Origin of the sequence: Campylobacter concisus, assembly GCF_902460705.1 — a bacterium.
Classification (GTDB): Bacteria; Campylobacterota; Campylobacteria; order Campylobacterales; family Campylobacteraceae; genus Campylobacter_A; species Campylobacter_A concisus_Z.
This window is the reverse complement of the sequence record NZ_CABPUP010000001.1, coordinates 531,871-555,659: the sequence shown is the minus strand read 5'-3', so window position 1 is coordinate 555,659 and position 23,789 is coordinate 531,871. Positions and strand designations below refer to the sequence as shown.

At 39.2% G+C, this 23,789-nt stretch carries 20 protein-coding genes; 15 read left to right on the top strand and 5 right to left on the bottom strand.

Annotation, left to right across the window (positions count from 1 at the left end):
* Positions 1 to 265: 265 nt before the first annotated feature.
* The 4 genes from abc-f to galU all read right to left on the bottom strand — a co-directional run bounded on the left by abc-f (position 266) and on the right by galU (position 4,504).
* Positions 266 to 1,855, bottom strand: coding sequence for a ribosomal protection-like ABC-F family protein (gene abc-f / locus F3G75_RS02755; protein WP_149716463.1), 1,590 nt, complete (start codon positions 1,853 to 1,855; stop codon positions 266 to 268).
* Between the two features lie 61 nt (positions 1,856 to 1,916).
* Positions 1,917 to 2,462 carry a DUF1287 domain-containing protein gene (locus F3G75_RS02750; protein WP_149716462.1) on the bottom strand — a complete coding sequence of 182 codons (546 nt, stop codon included), beginning with the start codon at positions 2,460 to 2,462 and terminating at the stop codon, positions 1,917 to 1,919.
* A gap of 3 nt (positions 2,463 to 2,465) precedes the next feature.
* Positions 2,466 to 3,686, bottom strand: a complete 1,221-nt coding sequence (locus F3G75_RS02745) for a glucose-6-phosphate isomerase (protein WP_149716461.1) — start codon at positions 3,684 to 3,686, stop codon at positions 2,466 to 2,468.
* Positions 3,683 to 4,504 carry a UTP--glucose-1-phosphate uridylyltransferase GalU gene (galU, locus tag F3G75_RS02740; protein ID WP_103607157.1) on the bottom strand — a complete coding sequence of 274 codons (822 nt, stop codon included), beginning with the start codon at positions 4,502 to 4,504 and terminating at the stop codon, positions 3,683 to 3,685. The genes F3G75_RS02745 and galU overlap by 4 nt, the downstream gene beginning before the upstream one ends.
* A gap of 126 nt (positions 4,505 to 4,630) precedes the next feature.
* Between galU and F3G75_RS02735 the strand changes: the two genes are divergently transcribed.
* The 13 genes from F3G75_RS02735 to F3G75_RS02675 all read left to right on the top strand — a co-directional run bounded on the left by F3G75_RS02735 (position 4,631) and on the right by F3G75_RS02675 (position 20,536).
* The gene (locus tag F3G75_RS02735) at positions 4,631 to 5,272 is read left to right on the top strand and encodes an IMPACT family protein (RefSeq protein WP_149716460.1); all 642 of its coding nucleotides are present in this window, start codon (positions 4,631 to 4,633) and stop codon (positions 5,270 to 5,272) included.
* Positions 5,273 to 5,312: 40 nt separating this feature from the next.
* On the top strand, positions 5,313 to 6,128 hold the full coding sequence (gene lgt, locus F3G75_RS02730; RefSeq protein WP_149716459.1) for a prolipoprotein diacylglyceryl transferase: 816 nt from the start codon (positions 5,313 to 5,315) through the stop codon (positions 6,126 to 6,128).
* A gap of 119 nt (positions 6,129 to 6,247) precedes the next feature.
* Positions 6,248 to 6,946, top strand: a complete 699-nt coding sequence (locus tag F3G75_RS02725) for a fumarate reductase cytochrome b subunit (RefSeq protein ID WP_149716458.1) — start codon at positions 6,248 to 6,250, stop codon at positions 6,944 to 6,946.
* A 14-nt stretch (positions 6,947 to 6,960) separates the two neighbouring features.
* Complete coding sequence (locus F3G75_RS02720; protein ID WP_149716457.1) at positions 6,961 to 8,979, top strand: fumarate reductase flavoprotein subunit; 2,019 nt, start codon at positions 6,961 to 6,963, stop codon at positions 8,977 to 8,979.
* Positions 8,972 to 9,691 carry a fumarate reductase iron-sulfur subunit gene (locus F3G75_RS02715; RefSeq protein WP_021091811.1) on the top strand — a complete coding sequence of 240 codons (720 nt, stop codon included), beginning with the start codon at positions 8,972 to 8,974 and terminating at the stop codon, positions 9,689 to 9,691. Before F3G75_RS02720 ends, F3G75_RS02715 begins: the two co-directional genes overlap by 8 nt.
* 361 nt (positions 9,692 to 10,052) lie before the next feature.
* Positions 10,053 to 10,952 carry a restriction endonuclease gene (locus F3G75_RS02710; protein ID WP_149716456.1) on the top strand — a complete coding sequence of 300 codons (900 nt, stop codon included), beginning with the start codon at positions 10,053 to 10,055 and terminating at the stop codon, positions 10,950 to 10,952.
* A 232-nt stretch (positions 10,953 to 11,184) separates the two neighbouring features.
* Complete coding sequence (locus tag F3G75_RS02705; protein ID WP_084041191.1) at positions 11,185 to 11,916, top strand: phosphatidate cytidylyltransferase; 732 nt, start codon at positions 11,185 to 11,187, stop codon at positions 11,914 to 11,916.
* Positions 11,898 to 13,007: a 1-deoxy-D-xylulose-5-phosphate reductoisomerase gene (dxr, locus tag F3G75_RS02700; protein ID WP_149716455.1), complete on the top strand. Its 1,110-nt coding sequence runs from the start codon at positions 11,898 to 11,900 to the stop codon at positions 13,005 to 13,007. The genes F3G75_RS02705 and dxr overlap by 19 nt, the downstream gene beginning before the upstream one ends.
* On the top strand, positions 12,994 to 14,229 hold the full coding sequence (locus F3G75_RS02695) for a uracil-xanthine permease family protein (RefSeq protein ID WP_149716454.1): 1,236 nt from the start codon (positions 12,994 to 12,996) through the stop codon (positions 14,227 to 14,229). Before dxr ends, F3G75_RS02695 begins: the two co-directional genes overlap by 14 nt.
* Positions 14,229 to 15,521, top strand: coding sequence for a M99 family carboxypeptidase catalytic domain-containing protein (locus F3G75_RS02690; RefSeq protein ID WP_149716453.1), 1,293 nt, complete (start codon positions 14,229 to 14,231; stop codon positions 15,519 to 15,521). The genes F3G75_RS02695 and F3G75_RS02690 overlap by 1 nt, the downstream gene beginning before the upstream one ends.
* On the top strand, positions 15,518 to 16,525 hold the full coding sequence (gene tsaD, locus F3G75_RS02685; RefSeq protein WP_149716452.1) for a tRNA (adenosine(37)-N6)-threonylcarbamoyltransferase complex transferase subunit TsaD: 1,008 nt from the start codon (positions 15,518 to 15,520) through the stop codon (positions 16,523 to 16,525). The genes F3G75_RS02690 and tsaD overlap by 4 nt, the downstream gene beginning before the upstream one ends.
* A 98-nt stretch (positions 16,526 to 16,623) precedes the next feature.
* Positions 16,624 to 18,711: a dynamin family protein gene (locus F3G75_RS02680; protein WP_149716451.1), complete on the top strand. Its 2,088-nt coding sequence runs from the start codon at positions 16,624 to 16,626 to the stop codon at positions 18,709 to 18,711.
* A complete protein-coding gene (locus tag F3G75_RS02675; RefSeq protein ID WP_149716450.1) occupies positions 18,704 to 20,536 on the top strand; it encodes a dynamin family protein in 1,833 nt (610 codons plus the stop codon). The genes F3G75_RS02680 and F3G75_RS02675 overlap by 8 nt, the downstream gene beginning before the upstream one ends.
* Before the next feature lie 48 nt (positions 20,537 to 20,584).
* On the opposite strand, the gene F3G75_RS02670 is transcribed toward F3G75_RS02675, so the two are convergent.
* Positions 20,585 to 23,038 (bottom strand): molybdopterin-dependent oxidoreductase, encoded by a 2,454-nt coding sequence (locus F3G75_RS02670; RefSeq protein WP_149716449.1) that lies wholly within the window; start codon positions 23,036 to 23,038, stop codon positions 20,585 to 20,587.
* 161 nt (positions 23,039 to 23,199) lie between these two features.
* On the opposite strand from F3G75_RS02670, the gene F3G75_RS02665 reads away from it, so the two are divergent.
* Positions 23,200 to 23,493 (top strand): putative quinol monooxygenase, encoded by a 294-nt coding sequence (locus tag F3G75_RS02665; RefSeq protein ID WP_103576971.1) that lies wholly within the window; start codon positions 23,200 to 23,202, stop codon positions 23,491 to 23,493.
* Between the two features lie 33 nt (positions 23,494 to 23,526).
* Positions 23,527 to 23,748 carry a hypothetical protein gene (locus F3G75_RS02660; protein WP_021091847.1) on the top strand — a complete coding sequence of 74 codons (222 nt, stop codon included), beginning with the start codon at positions 23,527 to 23,529 and terminating at the stop codon, positions 23,746 to 23,748.
* The last annotated feature ends 41 nt before the right edge of the window (positions 23,749 to 23,789 follow it).

Sequence of the window (23,789 nt, the reverse complement as noted above, 5' to 3'; positions counted from 1 at the left end):
AAGTAAATTTATTAAATTTTTTAAGTAGAGCCCTTAAACTAAGCATCATAAAAATATTATTTAATAAATTTTATTTTACAAATCTTACTAATACTTTAGAAATTTCTTATTAATTTTCTTTCTTATTTATAAAGTCTTTTTATTGGATTTTGATAATTTTTATAAGCTATTTTTAATTTATATAGCTAGATTAATACTTGCAAGATTTTGTAGTAAATATAAATTTTAACTTGCCCCTACAATTAGGAGCAAGAAATAACAAATTTTAGCTCTCAAGCCCCAAATTTGCTCTATACTCTTCATATGTGCCTTTAAAATCAACCACTTCGCCATTGCCTTTTAGGTGTAAAATTCTATTTGCAAAGGCGTCTATTAGCTCCCTGTCGTGGCTCACGCAGATAACTGAGCCATTAAAATTATAAAATGCCTCGCCAAGCGCGATGATAGCCTCGAGGTCTAGGTGGTTATTTGGCTCATCCATGACAAGTAAATTTGGTCTGTGAAGCATGAGTTGAGCTAGTCTAACGCGGTGTTTTTCGCCACCGCTTAGCGCGCCCACTGCCTTTTCTTGCTCGGCACCGCTAAAGAGCATCCTGCCAAGGCACTTTCTGATCTCGTCGATGTCCTTGTTTTTGGCATCTTGCAAGTACTCATAAAGCTTTAGCTCGCCATCTATCTTATTTACTGTATCTTGCGCAAAATATCCTAGCTCGATGGTCGCACCTATATGCACTTCGCCCGCGTCAGGCTTTATCTCGCCCATTATGATCTTACAAAGCGTACTTTTACCAACACCGTTATGGCCAATGATAGCTAGTTTATCGCCCTTTTCAAGCTTAAAGTTAAAGTTTTCAAATATCACTTTATCATCAAATTTCTTACTTACATTTTTAAGCTCTATTAGTTCATTGCCTATCTCGCGGTTTGCACGAAAAAGTATGCTTGGATCGCGTCTACTTGATACTGCGATCTCGGCGATATCTAGCTTTTCAAGCTGCTTTGCACGTGAAGTCGCCTGCTTTGCCTTGCTCGCATTTGCTGAAAATCTCGCGATAAATTTCTCCAGCTCCTCTTTCTCTTTTAGCTTCTTGTCACGCTCCATCTCATGCTGCTTTGCGATCAAATTTGCAGCCATATACCAGTCGTCATAGCTGCCTGAAAACTCGCGAATTTTTCTAAAATCCACATCCAAAATATTTGTGCAAACTCTATTTAAAAAGTGCCTGTCGTGGCTGATAACCACAAGCGTGCCCTCGTGGCGGTTTAGCTCGTTTTCTAGCCATGCGATCGCGTCGATATCAAGGTTGTTTGTTGGCTCATCTAAAAACAAAATGTCTGGCTTTGGAAATAGCACTTGCGCTAGCAAAACCTTAACTTTATCCGAGTTTTCAACCTCGCTCATGAGCTTATCAAATTCATTTAGCCCAAGCGAGCTTAAAATTTTTTCTATCCTAGTCTCGTACTCGTAGCTTGGGTCTTCCTCAGCGCTTATCATCTCAAGCTCGCTTAAGCGCTCATTTATCTCATCTGTAAATTCCTCGCTCATATAGAGCTTCTCTTTCTCTTTGACAGCGTCGTATAGGCGTTTGTTGCCATAAAGCACCGCATCTTTTAGCGTGAAATTTTCAAACGCAAACTGATCTTGCCCAAGCACACCAACCTTTAATCCATTTTCTATGACGATCTCGCCGCTAGTTGGCTCGATAGCTCCGCTTAAAATTTTTAAAAATGTCGATTTACCAGCGCCATTTGCACCGATTAGTCCGTATCTGTTGTGGCGATTTAGCTTTAAATTTACATCCTCAAATAGCAAACTACTTGCAAATCTTTGAGTAAGTCCCCTAACTTCTAACATTATTTTTCCTTGAATTTATTTTTTTGCGATTTTGCCTTAAATTTGATTAAAAAACCATTTGCTACTTTAGCCTAAAATGCCCAGTGATCTTGTAGCTATAAAGTATGTTTTCTTCTTGTACGCCAGAGCCGATATTGTGGATGACAAGCGGTGTTTGGCCTTCAAATTTATCTGAGATCACACCGATGTGAGGTAAATTTTTTGGTAGCATCCATGTGACGATATCCCCTGGCAGAAATTTATCATCGCTCACCTCAAAACCTTTCCTTTTTAGATAGGTAGCGATGTTTAAAACGCGCCTGTGATCGATGTTTTTATCAGCCTTTTTAAGTCCCCATTTTTTAGGATAAGCTGAAAAATTTTTGCTCATATCTTCAAAAATGAGCCTTTGCAGATCCATATCCTGATGACGTAGCGCCCTTACCACAACGTCGGTGCAAACGCCCTTTTTGATATCCACGTCACCCATAGGATAGGCGAGCCTTTCGTAGCTTGGATCGTAACTTAGCGTAACGCCTATCTGCGACCTAGCGTCATTTACAAATTTGCTCGCCGAAAAGGCAAAAATTTGTGTGGCAAAAAGAGCCAAAAGTAGAAATTTTTTCATTTTCTACTTTAAAAGCATAGTTTTTAGGATACGTTTTCCTATCTCAACGCCTGGCTGATCGTAGGTGTTGATGCCTAGCATGATACCAGTAGCCGAGGTTAGTAGCTCGTAGTAAAAAATGAGCCAGCCAGCGTGAAACTCATCAAGCCTTTCAAGCGTGATAGTATCGACACTTATGCCCTCTTGCACCAGCGCCATAGCTGTCGCGTCGCACTGCAAATTTATAAGCTCATTTAGGCTTAGACCTGCCACAAAATCGCACTCTTCAAGCCCTTTTAGGCTCAAATTTGGGATAGCCTTGTCGCTCGCGTGATCTTTTATCTTTATAAATGTCACACTCTTATCTTTTACACCGTCCATGATAAGCTGCAAAAAGCTGTGCTGATCGCGACTACCGACAAGTCCAACTGGCGTAAGGCCAACCCTTTTATAGCCTCTTTTTTTACCAAGGCTCTCCGCCCAAAGCTGCACGTACCAGTCGTTAAATTCAAAAAATCTATCGCAATAGCTAAAAATGACATTTATGCTCGCATTTCTGCTAGTGGCGTAGTGGTAAGCTTTAGCGACTATTGAACTATCCTTTTGCTCGATGTATTGCTTCTTGCAAGCAAGCGCGCCATCCAAAAGTGCCTTTATATCGTAGCCGCAGATACCAAGAGGTACAAGACCGATCGCACTTAGCACACTAAATCTACCGCCAACATTTTTTGGAATATTAAAAAATTTAATCCCATTTTCTTTGGCGAAATTTTCTAAATTTGTGCCTGGATCAGTTATGATGAGGAAATTTTTGCCTAAATTTTGAGGTTTAAAGTCATCAAGCAAACACTTAAAAATAGTGATTGTCTCGATCGTGTTGCCTGATTTTGAGCTTATTATAAAAAGTGTCTCATCAAATTTTAGCCCACTAAGCGTGCTTTTGTAGCTGCAAGGATCGACGTTATCTAAAAATAAAAGCTCTCTTTTTATCCCCTTTATGCCTTCAAGCATCGATTTTAGCGCCTTTACACCAAGACTGCTGCCACCAATGCCAACAAGTACTACATTTTTGATATGAGCTAGCCCTTTTTCATACTCTTCGATCTCGCCAAGTAAATTTTGCCCAAGCACTGGCAGGTGGTAGTAGCCTATCTCGCCGCTTTCGTACTCGTCGTTTATGCGTTTGGCATAAGAGTCGATGACCTCGCTGCTTGCAAAGTTAAATTTAAATGAAGTTTCTATCATTTACTGCGCTCGTAAAAGAAATTTGTAGCCTCGACAAAGCCATCTATGCTGCCACAGTCAAATCTCTTGCCCTTAAATTTATAAGCTAGCACCATGCCATCTTTTGCCTGCGTTTTTAGCGCGTCTGTGATCTGAATTTCGCCGTTTTTGCCTGGTTTTGTTCGCTCTAAGATGTTAAAAATATCTGGCGTTAGGATGTAGCGGCCAATTATCGCTAAATTTGTCGGAGCCTCGGCAGGATCAGGCTTTTCAACCATATCATCGACCATTATAAGGTCATCTTCTATAAACCTACCGCTTACTACGCCATAAGACTTGGTCTGCTCTTTTGGCACTTCCATCACGGCAACAACGCTGCAGCGGTACTTTTCATAAATTTTAACCATTTGCGAAAGCACGCCATCACCATTTTCATTTATACATAGATCATCTGCCAAAATAACTCCAAAAGCTTCATCTCGAACTAGCGTTTTGCCCGTATAAATGGCGTGTCCAAGCCCTTTCATAGCATTTTGTCTCGTAAATGAAAATGTGCATGAGCTCATTAAATTTCTAACTTCGCTTAGTAGCGACTCTTTTGAGCTGCCTGCGATCTCTTTTTCTAGCTCATAACTGATGTCAAAATAGTCCTCCAGCGCCCTTTTTCCGCGTCCTGTGACAAAGGCCATATTATCCATGCCAGCCTCAAGCGCCTCATCAACGCCGTAGTGAATGAGCGGTTTTGTAAGGATTGGCAACATCTCTTTTGGGAGCGATTTTGTAGCTGGCAAAAACCTCGTTCCGTATCCAGCTGCTGGAAATAGGCAAGTTTGTATCATTTTAGTCCTTCGTGAAAAATTGTAAAATTCTACTATCTTTTCCTTAATAATATAAATTTGTCTGAATTTACAAGGCTTTAATTAGTAAATTGATAAGATTTTTAAAATTTTAAAAAAAGAGCAAATTTGCAGACGATTGATAGGATTTTCAAAGCTCAACTCGATATAAAAAAGTCAAATTTTTTAGCATTTTTGTGCCCGATAAGCAAATTTAAAAGCTTGCATGAACGCCTAAAAGAGGAGCATTTTAAGGCTGTTCACGTAGTTTGGGCGACAAGGGAGCTAAACAAATACGGCCAAATCGTTGAAAATCAAAGTGATGATGGCGAACCAAAGGGCACTAGCGGCCAGCCAAGCCTAAACGCGCTAAGAGGGGCGGGGCTTATAAACGTTGGGGTCTTGATAGTTCGCTACTTTGGCGGGATAAAGCTTGGCACTGGAGGGCTTGTCAGAGCCTACTCTGGGGCTGTGAATGAAGCAATAAATGAAGCCATAAAAGATGGTGGCGTGATGAAATTTGAGATAAAAGATGAGGTTAAATTTTTTACGCCATTTTCGCTGATGAGCCGCTTTGAACACTATTTTGCCACTAAAAATTTAAGTGAGTTTGAAAGAGAATTTAATGACCTTGGAGCGATCTGGAGCGTAAATTTAAACGAGGCTGAGTTTGCTGAGCTATTTAAATTTTGCAAAGAATTTGAAGCAAGCGAGTTTAAATTTTTAGCCCTTGCACTTAGTGGCAAGAGTTTATTCGCTCATCAAAGCTAAATCATTGTAAAATCGCAAAAATTTTAAAAAGAAAGTAAAAATGGAAATTTGGAACGACATTTATAACCACTTTAACCCAGTCGCCTTTAGTATCTTTGGTTTTAGCGTGCACTGGTATGGACTTATGTATATTTTAGCACTTGTTTTAGCACTTGCCATGGCAAAATATCTCGTTAAAAAAGATAAAATCCCAATCTCAAATCAGCTCTTGGATAATTACTTTTTTTGGGTTGAAATAGGCGTTATTTTAGGCGCTAGGCTTGGCTGGGTTTTAGTTTATTCTGGCGAAGCAAGTTATTATCTAACGCAGCCTTGGCAAATTTTTAATCCAATCCACAACGGCGAGTTTATAGGAATTCGCGGCATGAGCTATCACGGCGCTGTGGTTGGATTTTTGATAGCTACGATTTTATTTTGCAAAAGATACAAGCAAAATGCTTGGCAGCTACTTGATCTTTGTGCCATCTGCATACCTTTTGGCTATACATTTGGCAGGATCGGAAATTTCTTAAATCAAGAGCTTTTTGGACGAGTTACAGATGTGCCTTGGGCGATAAATGTTTTTGGGCAACCAAGACATCCTAGCCAACTTTATGAGGCATTCTTAGAAGGTTTAGTTATTTTTATTATTTTATTTTTATATAGGAAATTTAAGAAATTTAATGGCGAGCTGATCGCGCTTTATGCTATTTTATACACTTTTACAAGATTTATTTGTGAGTTTTTTAGAGAGCCTGATTCAGGGCTTGGATTTATTATTTTTAATCTTTCAATGGGTCAAATATTATCACTTATCATGTGTGGTTTTGGAATTTTTGTTTATGCTATGCTTTATAAAAAATTTTCAAAGCTCTAATATAAGTGTTTAAAAAACATTAAAGTAAATTTCTGATACGATTAGCTTTATCAATTAATACTAATATTTAAATTAGTATTAAGAAATGATAATTTATTTCAAATTTCTTAGGAGGGCTCATGACCGGGCTTATAGAAGGTTTTTTGGGAAAACGGTCGGACGACAAAAAAAGTCGCACACCAGCCGCTTGGGATAGATGGCAAAGTATTACAGGTTTTATTTTAGCCTGTTTCATATTGTGCCATATGGTTTTTACTTCTACTATACTACTTGGTAAAGACGCATTTAACGCTGTCGTAGGGTTTGCGGAAGCTAAATTTTTATTTGGAGAAGCTACTTGGTGGATTACTAACGTTATTGCCGCGGTAATATTTGCCATTTTTATCGCTCATGCATTTTTAGCTATGAGAAAATTTCCAGCAAACTATAGACAATATCTAATGTTTAGAGGCCACAAAGACCGCATGAAGCACCTTGATACTACGCTTTGGTGGTTTCAGTTTTTAACCGGTTTTGCTCTATTTTTCGCAGCCAGCGCGCACCTAGTGGATATAATCTTTGGTGGACACATCACTGCCGACAAATCAGCGGCTGCATTTCATCAACTAGAAATTTTCTACTTCGCACTACTTGTTTTTATGGTCGTTCACGCTAGTATCGGTATGTACCGCTTGTATGTCAAATGGATAAGCATTGATGGTGCAAATAAGCACGAAATGTTTGCCAAAAGAAATAAGGCAAAAACAATTGTATTTGCCGTTTATGGCATACTTGCTATAATTGCGCTAATCGCCGATTTTGTGTGGATCAGCCATTAAAAAGGAGCTAGAAGATGAATGTAAAATATTATGATGCATTGGTAATTGGTGGTGGTCTAGCTGGTCTTAGAGCTGCTGTGGCTGCTGGAGAAAAGGGCTTAAGCACCGTCGTTTTAAGCCTAATACCTGTAAAACGCTCGCACTCTGCAGCTGCGCAAGGCGGTATGCAAGCCTCTTTGGGAAATTCAAAAATGAGCGAAGGCGATAATGAGGACGTACACTTTGCCGACACGGTAAAAGGTAGCGACTGGGGTTGTGATCAGCAAGTTGCACGTATGTTTTGTCAAACCGCGCCTAAGGCGATTCGCGAGCTAGCGGCTTGGGGCGTGCCTTGGACTCGTATAACAAAAGGCGAGAGAAGCGCTATCATCAACGCTCAAAAAACGACTATCGTAGAAAAAGAAGAGGTCCACGGCCTTATCCACTCACGCGACTTTGGCGGAACTAAAAAATGGAGAACATGCTTTACAGCCGACGCCACCGGTCACACTATGCTTTTTGCAGTAGCAAACGAAGCTCTAAAACACAACGTCGAAATCCACGACAGAAAAGAAGCTATCGCGCTAATCCACGCAAACAACCGCTGTTACGGTGCGATCGTTCGCGATCTAGTTAACGGCGAGATCACGGCATACGTCGCAAAAGGCACACTAATAGCTACGGGCGGCTACGGTAGGGTTTATAAACACACTACAAACGCCGTAGTTTGCGAGGGTATAGGTGCTGCTATCGCTCTTGAAACGGGTGTTGCGCAACTAGGAAATATGGAAGCGGTGCAGTTTCACCCGACTCCGATCGTTCCAAGCGGCATCTTGCTAACAGAAGGTTGCCGCGGCGACGGCGGAATTTTACGCGACGTGGACGGATATCGCTTTATGCCCGACTACGAGCCTGAGAAGAAAGAATTAGCTAGCCGCGACGTCGTAAGCCGCCGCATCATGGAGCATATCCGCGCAGGCAAGGGCGTACCTAGCCCATACGGATATCACGTTTGGCTTGATATCTCGATCCTAGGACGCGAGCATATCGAGAAAAATTTACGCGACGTTCAAGAAATTTGCGAAATCTTTAACGGCATCGATCCTGCCGATACCGAAGTATATACCGACGAGAACGGACGACAGCGCGGCAAGGGCTGGGCGCCGATCCTGCCTATGCAGCACTACTCTATGGGCGGCATAAAAACTAAGCCTACAGGTGAGAGCCCGACACTAGCTGGTCTATTTAGCGCCGGCGAGGCTGCATGCTGGGATATGCACGGATTTAACCGCCTAGGCGGCAACTCCGTTTCTGAAACGGTCGTCGCGGGCATGATCGTGGGCGATTATTTTGCCGACTACTGCGGCAGCCACGAGATAGATATAAATACCGCAGATATCGAAAAATTCGTTAAAAAAGAGGAAGACTATCTAAAAAGCCTTGTCGAAAAAGAGGGCAAATTTAATGTCTTTGATATCAAAAACAAAATGAAAGATATCATGTGGGAACACGTTGCGATCTTTAGAACAGGAAAAGGCCTAGAAATTGCGGTTAAAGAGCTTGAAGAGCTTTATAAGCAATCTTTGGATGTCAAAGTCACAAACAAAGCACTATTTGGCAACCCTGAGCTCGAGGAGGCTTACCGCGTACCGAAGATGCTAAAACTAGCCCTTTGTATCGCAAAAGGCGCGCTTGATCGCACAGAAAGCCGCGGAGCGCACTGCCGCGAAGACTATCCGAAACGCGACGACCTAAACTGGCTAAACAGAACTCTAACTAGCTGGAAAGAGGGCGATACGCTACCGACTATCGTGTATGAGCCACTTGATATTATGAAAATGGAAATGCCACCAGCATTTAGAGGCTATGGTGCGAAAGGTAATATTATTGAGCATCCAGATAGTGCCATCCGCCAAAAAGAGGTCGATGAAATTCGTGAGAAAATGCAAGCTGAAGGTAAGAGTAGACAAGAAATTCAAGAGGCTTTAATGCACTACGATCTTCAACCAAAATATAAAGCACCAAACGAAAGAGCAGGAATAGGATATGAGTAGAAAAATAACCATAAAAGCATTTAAATATAATCCGTTAAGCAAAATTTCAAAACCACATTTTGCGACCTACGAGCTAGAAGAGACTGATGGTATGACGTTATTTATCGCGTTAAATATGATTCGCGAGAAATTTGACCCAGATCTTAGCTTTGACTTTGTTTGTCGTGCTGGAATTTGTGGAAGTTGTGGCATGCTTGTAAATGGTAAGCCAAGATTAGCTTGTAGAACTCTTACTAAGGATTTTGAAAGCGGAGTAATTGAGCTTATGCCTTTGCCAGTATTTAAGTTACTAAAAGACTTAAGCGTAGACACTGGCAACTGGATGAATGCGATGAGTAGGCGTGTGGAGAGCTGGATACACACCGATCACGAGACCGATATCTCTAAGCTTGAGGAAAAGGTTGAACCAGAAGTAGCGCAGGAAGTATTTGAGCTTGACCGCTGCATCGAGTGCGGTATCTGCGTGGCTGCATGCGGTACGGCTATCATGAGGCCTGATTTCATCGGCGCGGTCGGACTTAACCGCGTAGCAAGATTTAAAATCGATGCGCTCGATAAACGAACCGACGAGGACTTTTACGAGCTTATCGGCGACGATGACGGCGTGTTTGGCTGTATGACGCTGCTAGGTTGCGAGGATAACTGCCCTAAACACTTACCACTACAAAGCCGCATAGCTTATATGCGTAGAAAAATGGCTGCTATAAAGTAGCAAAGGGGCTGTAAAAGCCCCAAATTTACTTCTAAATTTGTTAAAAAAGACTGCAAATAGATGCCAAAAGACATAAAAAGATATCAATAGATAAAAATAAGAAAAATAAAAATATCAAAAATGGGATTGATAAGAGTGCGCCCATTATATAACCAAGTGGAAATGCGATAAATATAAAGACGATTCCAACACCAGAAGTAAAACAAAAAATTAGCGCAAATATCGTAGCAAAGGTGTTTACAAATAAGCTAATATTTTCTAAAAGAAAATTTGTTAGGCCAAGACCTCTCATGTTTTGATTATAGCTTTTAAGCCAAAAAATTTATATAATTTCAAAAATTTGCTTCATTTAAGGATATAAATGTTACCAAGCTATAAAGATATGATGCTGCCTATTTTAGAATTTGTCGCACAAAAGAAAGAGGCAAATAGAGCTGAAATTTCTAAATTTATAATTGAGCATTTTAAGCTAAAAGACGAAGATCTTTTACAAAAAATAAAAAGAGGAACTCCAACTTATATAAATCGTACCGACTGGGCTTTATCCTATCTGGCTACAACAGCTCAAGTAAAATCAAAGCCAGAAAAAGTGCCGCTTCAAAAAGTTGGTAGAAGCCTATTTGCCATAACAAATTTTGGCAAAGAGCTAGTAAGTAGCAAGGATAAAAAGAGTAAATTCCTCTCTTGGTACGATAAAATTTACAAGCAAGAGATAAAGCAAGAGGAAAAAGAGGCCACAGAAAATACCCCAGATGACAATATAGATGAAGCGCTTTGCAAGATAAAAGAAGAGCTAAAAAGTGAAATTTTATCTAGCATTTTAGAAAAAGAGCCAAGATTTTTTGAATACCTTGTAACAAAGCTACTTGAAAAGCTGAATTATGGAGCTGGAAATCTCACAAACAAAGGCCCGGACGGCGGGATAGATGGCATCATAGACGAAGATGAACTTGGGCTTTCTAAAATTTATATCCAAGCAAAAAGATACAAAGACGGCAGTAATATCCGTAGGCTAGAAATTCAGCAGTTTATCGGTGCCATCTCAAATAAAAATACTAAAAAAGGTGTCTTTATTACTACGGCAAAATTTACTAAAGAAGCTGAAAATTTCGCCAAAGATAATCAAAATTTTAGTGTGGTTTTGATAGATGGCGACAAGCTCGCAGAGCTAATGATAAAATACAAAGTCGGCGTTCAAACAAGCCAAATATATGAAATTTGCAAAATCGACACCGACTTTTTTGAGGAAAATAATTTTTAAAATTTTAAGCCATAAAGCACTACTGCGTATATTTATTGCAAGTTGCTGCTTGGGATCATTTCAGTCTTGCTTTATTTATTTGCTTAAAAAACAAATTTAAATCTTTACTAACGCCAAAATAGTCCAAATTTACCAGCTTAAAATGCTTTTTAAATCAAATTTTACTCTTATAAACGCCGTCTAAAATTTAAGTGTTATAATTACAGCGAAATAACGATTTTAAGGAGAGGATATGCAATCTCGCATAATCACTGGCGTTTTGATGTTTGTTGCTATTTTAGTAGTTTTTTTTATTGATAATTATATTTTAAATTTTATCTTGCTCGGCGCTGTGCTTTATTTTGCATTTAATGAGTCGCTCAAGCTTTATAATATCGATCACAAACAGCTAGTTTTTGCCGCACTTGCTTTTTACGTGCTTACATATTTTACAAATCCAATATTCATAGCGATCCTTGCTATCATGCTAGTTGCTTCGATCCTAGCTCACATAAAAAGTGAAAATTTAAAACTAGTCGCACCTTTTGTATATCCGACCACGCCGATCTTTATGATGTGGATGCTTTACTCAGAGTATGGCGTAGGCTATCTTGTATGGCTTATTTTAAGCGTAGTTGCAAGCGATAGTGGTGCATTTTTTGTTGGCAAAATGTTTGGCAAACATCCATTTAGCCCAAGCTCACCAAACAAAACAATTGAAGGTGCAGCAGGCGGCGTAGCAATAGGCACAGTGATTGGCTGCATTGTTGGAAATTTTGTAACTGAAGGATTTTTCCAAATTTTATTTTCAAGCTTTTTAGTCTGCGTCTTTGCGGTTTGGGGAGATCTGTTTGAGAGCTACCTAAAAAGACTTTGTGGCGTAAAAGATAGTGGTTCGCTCTTCCCAGGACACGGAGGCATGCTTGATAGGATAGATGGTTATTTATTTGGCGTAGTCGCCCTACTTTGGTCGCTCTCGTGGTAATACTTGGCTCAACTGGCTCAATCGGCAAAAACGCCCTTAACCTTTGCGAAAAATTTGGCGTAGAGGTTGAGGCGTTAAGCTGCGCTAAAAATGTAGATTTACTAAATGAGCAAATTTTAAAATTTAAACCAAAATTTGTCTGCGTAGGCGATGAAAAGCTAGCTAAAAATGTAAAAAACATAGAAGCTAAAAATATCTTTTTTGGTGAGGCTGGACTGCTGCAAATGCTAGAAATTTCAAGCTCAAAAAAGGTGATAAACGCCCTTGTTGGCTTTGCCGGCCTTGCCCCTAGTCTAAAGACGCAAGCTCTTGGCAAAAAACTAGCTTTGGCAAACAAAGAGAGCCTTGTTGTTGGTGGCAAATTTCTAAAGACTAGAGAAATTTTGCCGATTGATAGCGAGCATTTTGGGCTTAAATTTTTACTTGAAAATAAAACTCCAGCCAAAAAGCTCATCATCACAGCAAGTGGCGGTGCTTTTTACAAAAAGCCGATCAAATTTCTAAAAGACGCCACGCCAAGTGACGCACTAAAACACCCAAACTGGGATATGGGCGCAAAGATCACGATTGATAGTGCGACGATGGCAAATAAGCTTTTTGAGGTGATGGAAGCTTACTGGCTTTATGGCATCAAGGAGATCGAAGCTGTGATAGAGCCAACTTCTGCGATACATGCCGTAGTTGAATTTATAGACGGCTCAAGCACGATGCACCTCTCGCGACCTGATATGAAGCTAGCTATCGCTCATGCTATGTTTGAAAATATTAGTGAAAATATTGTCTCACACGCAAATTTACTTGATCTAAAAAATATAAAATTTCATAAAATCAGCCTTAAAAAATACCCCATTTTTTCACTAAAAGATAAAGTCCTGGCAAACCCTGATCTAGGTGTAGTGATAAATGCTGCAAATGAGGTTGGAGTATTTAGCTTTTTAGAGAAAAAATGCTCGTTTTTGGATATCTCAAGGCTCGTTTTAAGCTCTGTTAAAAATTTTAGAAATATTAAAATTTCAAATATTGATGAAATTTTTGAAGCTGATAAAGAAGTTAGAAATTACGCAAAAAGGATGTTAAATGCAAAGGTATGAGGGTTATAAATTTGATCCCAAGCAAAGCTTAATCGGCGTTCAGTTTTTATTTGTCGCCTTTGGTGCACTGGTATTAGTGCCGATACTTACGGGACTAGATGCAAATGTAGCTCTCTTTACAGCCGGTCTTGGCACGCTACTTTTTCAGCTAGTCACTAGAAAAAATGTTCCGCCTATTTTTTTAGCAAGCTCCTTTGCTTTTATCGCGCCACTTCAGTACGGTATCGAAAAATGGGGCATAGCCGTGACGATGGGGGGCGTTATATTTGCTGGATTTTTCTACGTTGTTTTAAGCCTCGTGGTCCGATTTGGCGGAGAGAAAATTTTGCATAAAATTTTGCCTCCAGTTGTCGTTGGGCCGGTCATCATGACAATAGGCCTAATCCTTGCTCCAAATGCCGTCAAAATGGCAACATCAGCCACTGAAATTTATACTCAAAATGAGGCGATGATCGTCGCTGGCATTTCGCTAGTGGCTACTATTTTAGTGATGATGCTTGGACGTGGCATGTTTAGGCTTATACCTATTTTACTTGGCATTATCACTGGCTACATTGTAGCTTACTGCTTTGGCATGGTTGATTTTACCCCTATCTTTAATGCACCTTGGTTTAGAATGCCAAATTTCACTACACCAAAATTTGAGTTTGAAGCGATCATTTATATGATACCTATCGCCATCGCTCCAGCGATCGAGCATATAGGCGATATGCTTGCTATCTCAAATGTTACAAAAGAGGATTTTCTAAAAAATCCAGGCCTTAAAAACACCCTTTTAGGCGACGGCCTAGCCACCTCGCTAGCTGCTGCCTTTGGTGGTCCGCCAAACACCACCTACTCAGAGGTCACAGGCGCAGTTAGCCTTACAAAGGCTTATAATCCAGCGATTATGACCTTTGCAGCGATCACTGCCATCGTGCTAGCTTTTGTTGGCAAGCTAGGAGCTGTACTCTCAACTATCCCAGCCCCAGTCATCGGTGGTATCATGCTGCTACTTTTTGGCATCATCGCAAGCGTTGGTATGGAGACGCTTATAAAAAATAAAGTCGATCTTGCAGACCCTAGAAACATGATAATCGTAGCCCTCATCTTCATCTTTGCCATCGGCGGCATGGTGCTTGACCTTGGTGCGGTGAAATTTTCAGGTATAGGGCTTGGCGCGGTTACTGGCATAGTTTTAAATTTGCTTTTACCAAAGACAAAGCATTACGAAGGATATTAATGCGTAAATTTTTACTTTTTTTACTAACCTTTGCCACTGCTAGTTTAGCTAATACTTTAGACTATGTGCTCATCAAAAAAGGTGAACCAAGCGAAAACACGATGTTGTTAATCGGCGGTATTCAAGGCGATGAGCCGGGTGGATTTTTGGCAGCCTCTATCGTGGCAACTGACTATAACATCACAAAAGGCTCGCTTTGGGTCGTGCCAAATTTAAATTTCCCAAGCATAATCGAGCGAAGTCGTGGCACAAAAGGCGATATGAATAGAAAATTTGCCCATGTAGATAAAAACGATCCTGACTATAACTCAGTGATGAAGATAAAAGACGTCATAACCGATAAAAATGTTACGCTCATCTTAAATTTGCACGATGGAAGCGGATATTACAGAGATAAATTTATAAACAAAGACGAAAATCCAGACAAATGGGGCAACACTTGCATAATAGATCAAAGCACGCTTCCTGGCTCAAAATATCCAGAGCTTGAAAGTATCGCTTCAAGCGTAAAAGATGTGCTAAATAAGCATCTAATAGATCAAAAGCACCAGTATCACATCAAAAACACACACACTGCAATGGGTGATAAAGAGATGTTAAAGAGTCTAACTTACTATGCTATCACTCAAAACAAATCAGCCTTTGCAAACGAAGCTAGTAAAAATTTAAACGCCGAGCAAAGGACTTATTATCATCTAATCGCTATTGAAGAATATATGAAAAAGGCTGGCATTAGCTTTACTAGGCCGTTTAATCTTGATGTTAAAAGCGTAAAAAGAGCGATCGAAAAAGAGATTAGACTCGAGCTTGAAAATTCATACGCAATAAGCCTTAAAAATCTAAAGCCTTTAATAAATTTTGTCCCACTTAAAAAAGGTGAGTTAAATTACAGCTCACCAAATCCGCTAATAGCCGTCATAAAAGAGAATGGTAGCTTCAAAGTGCAGTACGGCAACCGCTTTGTTACTAGATTAAAACCACAATATTTCGAGTTTACAAAGCCACTTGAGGAAATTTTACTAATAAGCGACGGTAGCGAGCTTACATTAAAAAGTGGTGATAAATTTAGCGTGAAAAAGAGCTTTAAAGTAAAAGCACTCAAAAACGTGCGCGTAAATGTCATAGGATACGGCACAAAAAGCATAGATGAGAGCGAGCAAGAGGTAACTAAAAATAGCCTAAATAAAAGCTATAGCATCGATAAAGACGGCAAAATTTATAGAGTCGAGTTTTATAAAAACGAAGATGGCAAAGAGAAATTTGCCGGCATGATCTTAGCGGAGTTTAGATGATACTTGGCATCGAAAGTAGCTGCGATGATAGTTCGGTCGCACTCATAGATGAACGCGCTTTAGAGAAGATTTATTATAAAAAAATTTCTCAAGAAGAGGAGCACGCTATCTTTGGTGGCGTTGTTCCTGAGCTTGCAGCAAGACTTCATACAAAGGCACTGCCAGCACTTTTAGAGGGTATCTTGCCAAATTTTAAAGATATAAAAGCGATCGCTGCAACAAATGAGCCGGGTCTTAGTGTGAGCCTAATAGGCGGTGTCAGCATGGCAAAAGCGCTAAGCGTGGCTCTAAATATCCCGCTAATTGCTGTAAATCATTTAGTTGGCCACATCTACTCACTATTTTTAGATCGTGAAGCCACCTTTCCACTTGGTGTCCTGCTAGTTAGTGGCGGGCATACGATGATCTTAGAGATTGACGAAAATGGTGAAATCACTGAGCTAGCAAGCACTAGCGATGATAGCTTTGGTGAGAGCTTTGACAAGGTTGCTAAAATGCTTGATCTTGGTTATCCAGGCGGTGTCGTGGTGCAGCAAAATGCCTTACTTTGCAAAGACAAAGAGAGGTTTCATTTTACCATTCCACTTCTTCATGATAAACGCCTTGAATATAGTTTCTCAGGGCTTAAAAACCAAGTCAGAGTCGAAATTTCAAAGCTAGAAAATATCACACAAAAGGATATCGCTGACATCTGCTACGCATTTGAAAATACTGCCTGTGAGCACATTTTAAACAAGCTTGAAAAGGTCTTTTGTTTAAGAAATTTTAAGCGTTTTGGCGTAGTTGGCGGTGCAAGTGCAAATCTAAATTTACGAAAAAGGCTTGAGATGCTTTGCCAAAAAAATGAGTGCGAGCTTTTACTAGCTCCACTTGAATTTTGCTCTGATAACGCCTTGATGATAGCAAGAGCGGGGCGTGAGAAGTACCTAAAAGGCGAGTTTGTAAACCATAGCGAGCTAAATATAAACCCAAGAGTTAGCTTTAAAAAGCTTGAGTTAAATTAAACTTTTTTTAAAAAACATAAAATTTTGCGCCTAAATCTTGATAGCTTCGTAAGTAAAAACGTAATAAAATCTAAAAAATTTCAAAAAAAGAATCTTTAATGGACGAGTTTTTAAATCACGCTTGGCATTTAAATAAAATTTACGCTAACACTGATGCGAGCGTACCTTTTTACCCAGATCTACTGGCGCTTCTTTTATCTTGTGATGAGAAAAATTTAGATGAGTTTATGGCCCTTGCCGAGTTTAGAACTATCTTAAAAAAGTTAGGCGTAGGACTTGATATCTTTAGCATACAAAGTGCACAGCTAACCACGCTAAAAGCGCTAAATGAGGCAAAAATTTCAAGCGATGAACTCGTAACCCGCTTACAAAAGCTATGTGATGAAAAGATAATTGGCCATAAAAAATTTGATTTTTTAATAAAATTTATAAGCAAAAACTCAAATCAAAATAAAGCAGAAATTTCTAATACAAAACCAAAAGATCACTTTCACAAGAGCTTGGATTTTCTAAATGAGATAAATGAAAAAGCAAGCATGCTTGATGAAGATAAAGAATTTTTACTAGCTTTAAAAAACGCCAAAAAAAGATCAAACGAAACGCTTTTTAACATCGCAGTAAGTGGCGTCATAAACTCTGGCAAATCAACCCTTTTAAATGCGCTTTTAAACAAATCCGTCCTAGGCACTTCAAATGTGCCTGAAACCATAAATTTAACCATCTTAAAGCACGCATCAAATAGCCATGCAAAGGTAAATTTTTATAGCCCAGATGAGCTAGAAAAGCTTGGACTTTCAAGCAAAAATTTACCAGCTAGTAGCGTAGAGATCAGCCTAGATGAGATCAAAAACTATACATCTTCGAGCTCAAAAACGGCAAATCTCGTAAAAAGCGTTGAGCTTTACGACGACTTGGAGCTTTTAAGAGATAATGTCTGCATTATAGACACTCCGGGTATAGATGATGCGATCGTTTTAAGAGAGCAAATAACTACAAATTTTATGAAAGAGTGCGACCTTTTGGCTCATCTCATGAATGCTTCGCAAAGTGCAACGCAAAAAGACGCACTATTTTTGAAAAAATGCCTTGAAAACTCGCACATCGTAAGAGTTGCTATCGTACTAACTCACGCTGATGAGTTAAACGCAAAGGATATTAATGAAACGCTTAACTACGTAAAAAAGGCGATCGGCGAGCAGATAAATGACATCAAGATAGATTATTTTGCTCTTAGTGCAAAAGCTTATCTTGATGGCGCTTTAAATAGTGGCGTGCCGGAGTTTAAAGAGTATCTTTACGATGTGCTTTTTGGTAAAGACTCTAAAAAATCAGCTCTAATTTTAAGCTCATATCAAAAAGAATTACAAAATATTTTAAAAACAAAACTCGAAGCCACAAAGACTGAAATTTTAGAGCTTAAAGCATTTGGTTTAGAGCTAGAAGCTTTGCAAAACGAGCAAGCAAATATCAAAAATTCTCTTAATGAAAATTTCACAAAACTTGAAAGGCTTTTAGAAAGCGAGCTAAAAAAACTAGATGATAAAAATGCAAAAGATATCTATAAAATGGGGCTTGAAGCGTTACTGCAAAATCTAAATGAAAAGCTTAATAGTGAGATCGCTTACTGCAAAAGTAAAAGAGAAAATTTAAATCTAAAACGTCTTACACAAATAGCAAAAACTACACTTCATGACGGAGTTGCGGCACTTATAAGAGAGGCTAGAAATGAAACTTTGGTGCAGACAAAGTCATGCGAGCAAAATATCGCTTTAAGCTTTGATGGCTTTAAGGTAAGTGAAAATAAATTTTTTAGTATAAATGACTTTTTAAAGCAAATAGGCGTGGAGCTTGATTTTAGCGAGCTTTTAGATGAGCTTGAAGCTAAAATTTTAAGTAAAAATGAGCCAGATGAGGCGCTTTTGAGTTTAAGAGAGAATTTACTTAACAATAAAAGCATATCGCAGTTTTGTGAGATGCTAGCAGAACACGAAAAAAAGCTGCTAAAAGAGCGAGTAAAGGCTTATGAGATGAGCCAAAAAGAGGCTTTAAATCAAAGGCTTTTAGTGCTCAATGAAAAACTTAATGAGCTCAATTTACAAAATCAAAGCTCAATTTCAAAGCTTAAGCAAAAGACCTCCTTGCAAGATGAAATTTACTCACTTTTAGAGGATATTAAAAATGTTTAATGAGTTTATAAATGCCTACAAAGCGAGATATTTTAAGGTCTTTACAAATGATTTTAAGGGTGAGCTAGCTAGGCTCGTAAATGATCTAAACGATCCTAGCTTGCATATAAGCGAGCAGATAAAAGAGAGCTTAAATTTACTAATAGACACTCTAAATGAACCGCCGCTAATAGCTGTTATTGGTCAATTTTCAAGTGGGAAATCAACGTTTTTAAACGCACTTCTTGGCCAAGATATCTTGCCATCAGGACTAACTCCAGTCACCGCAAAGGCTGTGAGGCTAAAATTTGCAAAGATACCACTTCTAAGCGTGAAATTTATAAACGGTAGCGAGAGCCTACTAGCAAGTAGCGATCTAGCCGAGCTAAATAAGCTAGGCGATCAAGTTTCTGGTATGACGCTTTATGCACCAAGTGAAATTTTAAAAGAGATAAATTTCATCGACACTCCTGGCCTAAACTCGCTAAGAGATGCTGACACAAAAGAGACAAAAAATACGCTAAAAAAGGTTAGCGGCGCAATATGGCTAAGCCTTGCAAACAACGCCGCAAAGGCAAGCGAGCTTGAAAGTATCAAAGAAATTTTAAAAGCAAATGATCTAAAAGCGATCTGCCTAATCAACCAAAAAGACAAGCTAAGCGAGGAGGAGCTTGAAAGTTTGCTAAAGCACGCTAGGCAAACTTATGGCGAGCTTTTTGAGGATATCATCGCTATCTCATCAAAGCAAGCACTCCTTGGCATTACAAATAATGACAAAAGCCCACTTGAAGCTTCAAATTTTAACGAAGCTCTAAAGGCTATTAAAGAGTGCTTTTTAGACAAGAGCTTTAAAGAAAATTTCATAAAAGAAAGGGCAAAAAAGATCGTAAAACTCCTAACTAACGAGCAAGAAAAACATCTAGAAATTTATGATAATGCGCAGTTGATTTTAGATGAATTTAATGGCTCATTAGATGAGAGGCTAGAGGCGATAAAAGAGGAGTTTAAACCAAAGATCGCTTTAAGATATAGCCAAATGAGTGAAGTTATAAAACTTGCTGCTGATGAGGTATTTAAGCTACTTAAACCATTTTCAAAGACAAAATTTAACGCTTCAAAGACGCTTTTAAACAAAGAAATTTATAAGCGTGAAAATTTTGAGGTAATAAGCCTTGATAGCGATGAAGTCTTTTCAAAACTTATCTACGAAGATGTAGTTTTTAATAAATTTTTTAAACGCTACAAAAAAGATCTAAAAGAGCTAGAAAATGCAATAACTTCAGCGTTTAATGAGCTTTATAAAAATTTAGAGGATAAATTTTTAATATACAAATCTCGCTATGAAAATTACGCTAGCTTTGATGATCAAGTCTTGGCTTACGAAACAAAATCCATAAATACCTATGCCGGACGGACATATGAAAATTTTTTAAGAGAGTATGAAACGGCTAAATTTAAGGCTATACAAAAGGTCTCTTTGTTTTTTGAAAAGCTTGATATAAAGCTAGCCTCAAACTATGAAAACGCACTCAAACTCGCGGTTTATTTTATAAAACAAAAGATAGAAAAGACGCTAGAGTCGCACCTGCAGATGAATACACCACTTTATATTCCAAGTGCAAAAGATGTCTATGAGCGCATGCTTGATGCGTTTAGCCTTTATGAGTTTGAAGCTTTAATGTGCTCAAACAGCTCGTTTTTAAATAAAATTTTGCTTGATATAAAAAGCGATTTTAATGAAATTTATACTTTAAAAATAGCAATGCTTGATGACTTAAAAGCAAGAGTTAAAGAGCAAATTTCAAAGATTGAAGAGCTTTGTGAAAATTCATTGCTATTAAGATAAATAAAATTTTTAAAACTTAGAGCTATCCATTTAAGGATAGCTTTTATTTTATGCGTGCATTATGCCGATCTTTGGTGCGTCAAATGCAGTTATACGCTTTGGCACGCCTTTAAATTTCTCGACATCCACAAGGCTTGTGTGAGCGGTGTTGCTCTGGCTCATCTTGCTTGATGGCACGTCTTTTGTGAGCACATTTAAATTTCCGTGCAAGCAAAGGCTCTTTTCACCCGGTTTTTCAGGGTCATACCACGCACCTTCGCTTACTATTACGACATTTTGTGGCACATCCTCGGTGACAAAGGCACCGCACAAAATTTCGCCCCTGTCGTTAAACACACGCACCACGTCGCCCATCTTTATGCCCCTAGTCTCGGCTGTTTTTGGATTTATAAGCACTGGCTCGCGCTCTGCGATCTCGTTAAAGTTGCGAAGCACGGAGTTATTTAGCTGTGAGTGAAGCCTAAATTTAGAGTGCGCGCCGCTAATTGCGATAGGATATTTTTTATTTTTTGCGCCAAGCCACTCAAATGGCTCAAACCAAGCTGCATGCGGTGGGCAGTCATCATAGTCAAAGCCAGCTACCGTCTCAGAGTAAATTTCTATCTTGCCAGATGGCGTTTTTAGCGGATTTGCCACTGGATCGTCGCGGAATTTCTTATAGTTTGTAAAGTAGCGTTTTTTCTCATCGATCTTGTCAAATCTAAAGTATCCCTTCTCCCAAAATTCCTCAAAGCTAGGCATGCTCTCATACCCAAGCTCAGCAGCCTTTTTAACGGCATCTTCATATATTGTCTTGACCCACTCTAGCTCGCTTTTACCCTCGCTAAATGCCTCTTCTCTGCCCCACTCTTTGGCGATCAGCCTTGCGATCTCGAAGTCACTTTTACTCTCGCCAAATGGCTTAACAAGTGGCTTCATCGCAAATAGATACTCGCTTGTAGAGTTTGCCATTTCAATGTCTGTTCGCTCGTACTCAAGTGCAGCTGGCAAGACAATGTCGCTTAGTTTTGCCGTGCTCGTCCAAAATGGCTCGCAAGTGATGATTGCTGCCACTTTTTGCATCGCTTTTATTGCTCTATTTGTCTCAGGATGCCTTGTAAATGTTGAGCCATTGGCGTTAAACATCACTCTGATCTTTGGCAGTTTGTAGCTCTTGCCATTTCTAGTTATCTCTTTGCCAGGGCTTAAAAGCGCGTCTATGAGCCTTGAGTTTGGCATGTCATAGCCCTTTGTCTTTGGTACCAGCCCGCTATCAATAAATTTTTGAGGCACCTTTGTCTCAAACGCCGCTAGTTTAGGCGCTATGAAGCTCTCATCAGCATTTTTGTGCATGCCGTCATTTGTGACAAAGCCACAACCCTCTTTGCCGATGTGACCAAGCATCGCATTTAGCGTCACAAGCGCCCAGTACGCCATCTCACCGTGATCTTGTCTTTGAATGGCGTAGCCACTAATTATCACTGAGTCATTTTTAGCTAGATCCTCGCTAAATTTAGCAAGATCTTGCTCGCTCACGCCACAAATTTTGCTTGCCCAAGCTAGGTTTTTATTGACTCCGTCAGTTTTACCAAGCATGTACTCTTTAAATTTATCAAAGCCAACTGTGTATTTTTCTATAAATTCTTTACTATAAAGTCCTTTTTCATAAAGGTAGTTACACATACCTATCATCATCGCTGTATCGGTGCAAGGAACGACTTCAAGGTATTTTGAGTTGAAGTATTTTGCGCTATCGTTGTGATAAACGTCAACACTATAAATTTTCATCTCACCGCTCTCACCTTTTTTTCTGATCTCGTCATAGTATTTATATGAGTTATGAAGCGGCACGCCAATGGCGATTTTATTTGAAACGACTGGGTTTGTACCCCAAAATACGATCGTTTTGGCATTTTTTAAGATCGCCTCCCACTTTGTTGGCGCTAGCGCAGGATCGACGAAGCCAGTGACGTGAGGCATGATGACAGTCGCTGCGCCGTATGAGTAGCCACCTAGCTCATTTACGTAGCCACCAAGCACGTTAAGTAGTCTTTTTGCGGTCTTTTGACTGTGGCCAACCTTGCCAAGGCTACCCCACTGATAAACCTGTCCGTAGATCGCTTCAGCACCGTATTTATCAAAATTTTCTTTTAAAATTTTTGCACTTAGCTTTATAGCCTCGTCCCAGCTCACACGCACAAATTCTTCTTTACCACGAAGCTCTGGTTTTGGGTTGTTTGGATTGGCTAAAAAGCTCTTTCTAACAAATGGATATTTTACTCTGCTCTCATTTTGGATGTAGTCAATGACTGCGTTATTTAGTTCGTTTGGATAAGCATCGCCCTCAAATGGCACAGTCTCAACCACGCGTCCTGCAATAGTTTTTACATAAAATGCGCCAAATTTATTTGCGCTTAGTCCGCTTTTCTTGTCAAATAACGCTTGCTCTGCGCTTCCAAGCTCGTTTGCTTGAAGGCTAGCCGCGCCTAATGCACTTAATCTTAAAAAGTCTCGTCTTTTCATTCTTTCTCCGATTTTGGTTAAATTTATTGTTTTTAGTTGGTTTTAGAAATTATAAATTTAGGGTTTTGTATCATTTCATCGTTTAAAGGCCTTGTAATGTAATACGCAAACTTGCGTCTAAATTGCGCTATTTTAGCCAAAAATTTTTAAAGGATGGGCAGATGATTGGATTTTATGTAAATGTAAAGTTAAAAGCTGGATGTGAAGCGAAATTTGAAGAAATTTTAAAAGAGATCGTGCCAGCTTCAAGAAAAGATAAAGGCTGCATAAGCTACGAGTGCGGCATGGTTGTGGGCAGTAAAAGCGAGTACTGCTTTATGGAAATTTGGGAAGATCTTGCAAGCCAAAAAGAGCATATGAAAAGCGTTCATATGGTGAAAAACGCAGCTACGCTGGAGGCTTGCAAAGAGAGCCAAGAGGTAAAAATAGTAAATTTTGTAAGCGTAAAGGAATAATATTTGCTTTAAAAAGGGCAAAATCCACAAAAAATGAGCGAAGAAAAAATGCTTGAGATGATAAATGCGACTGCTGATATTATATTTATGGCCGTACTTAGAGGGCGAGTGAGCTTTGAGGCTTGCAAAAAAGATAGGGAATTTATCGACTCTTTAAGAGAAGAGCTACTTGGTAAAAATCCAAATAAATTTAAAATCGCCCAAAACTCATACCAAATGATCGCCATTTTTGAAAAATACCGCAATAAAAAATAATTCCACTTAAAATTTAAATCCATTTGCCGATATAGTGTTAA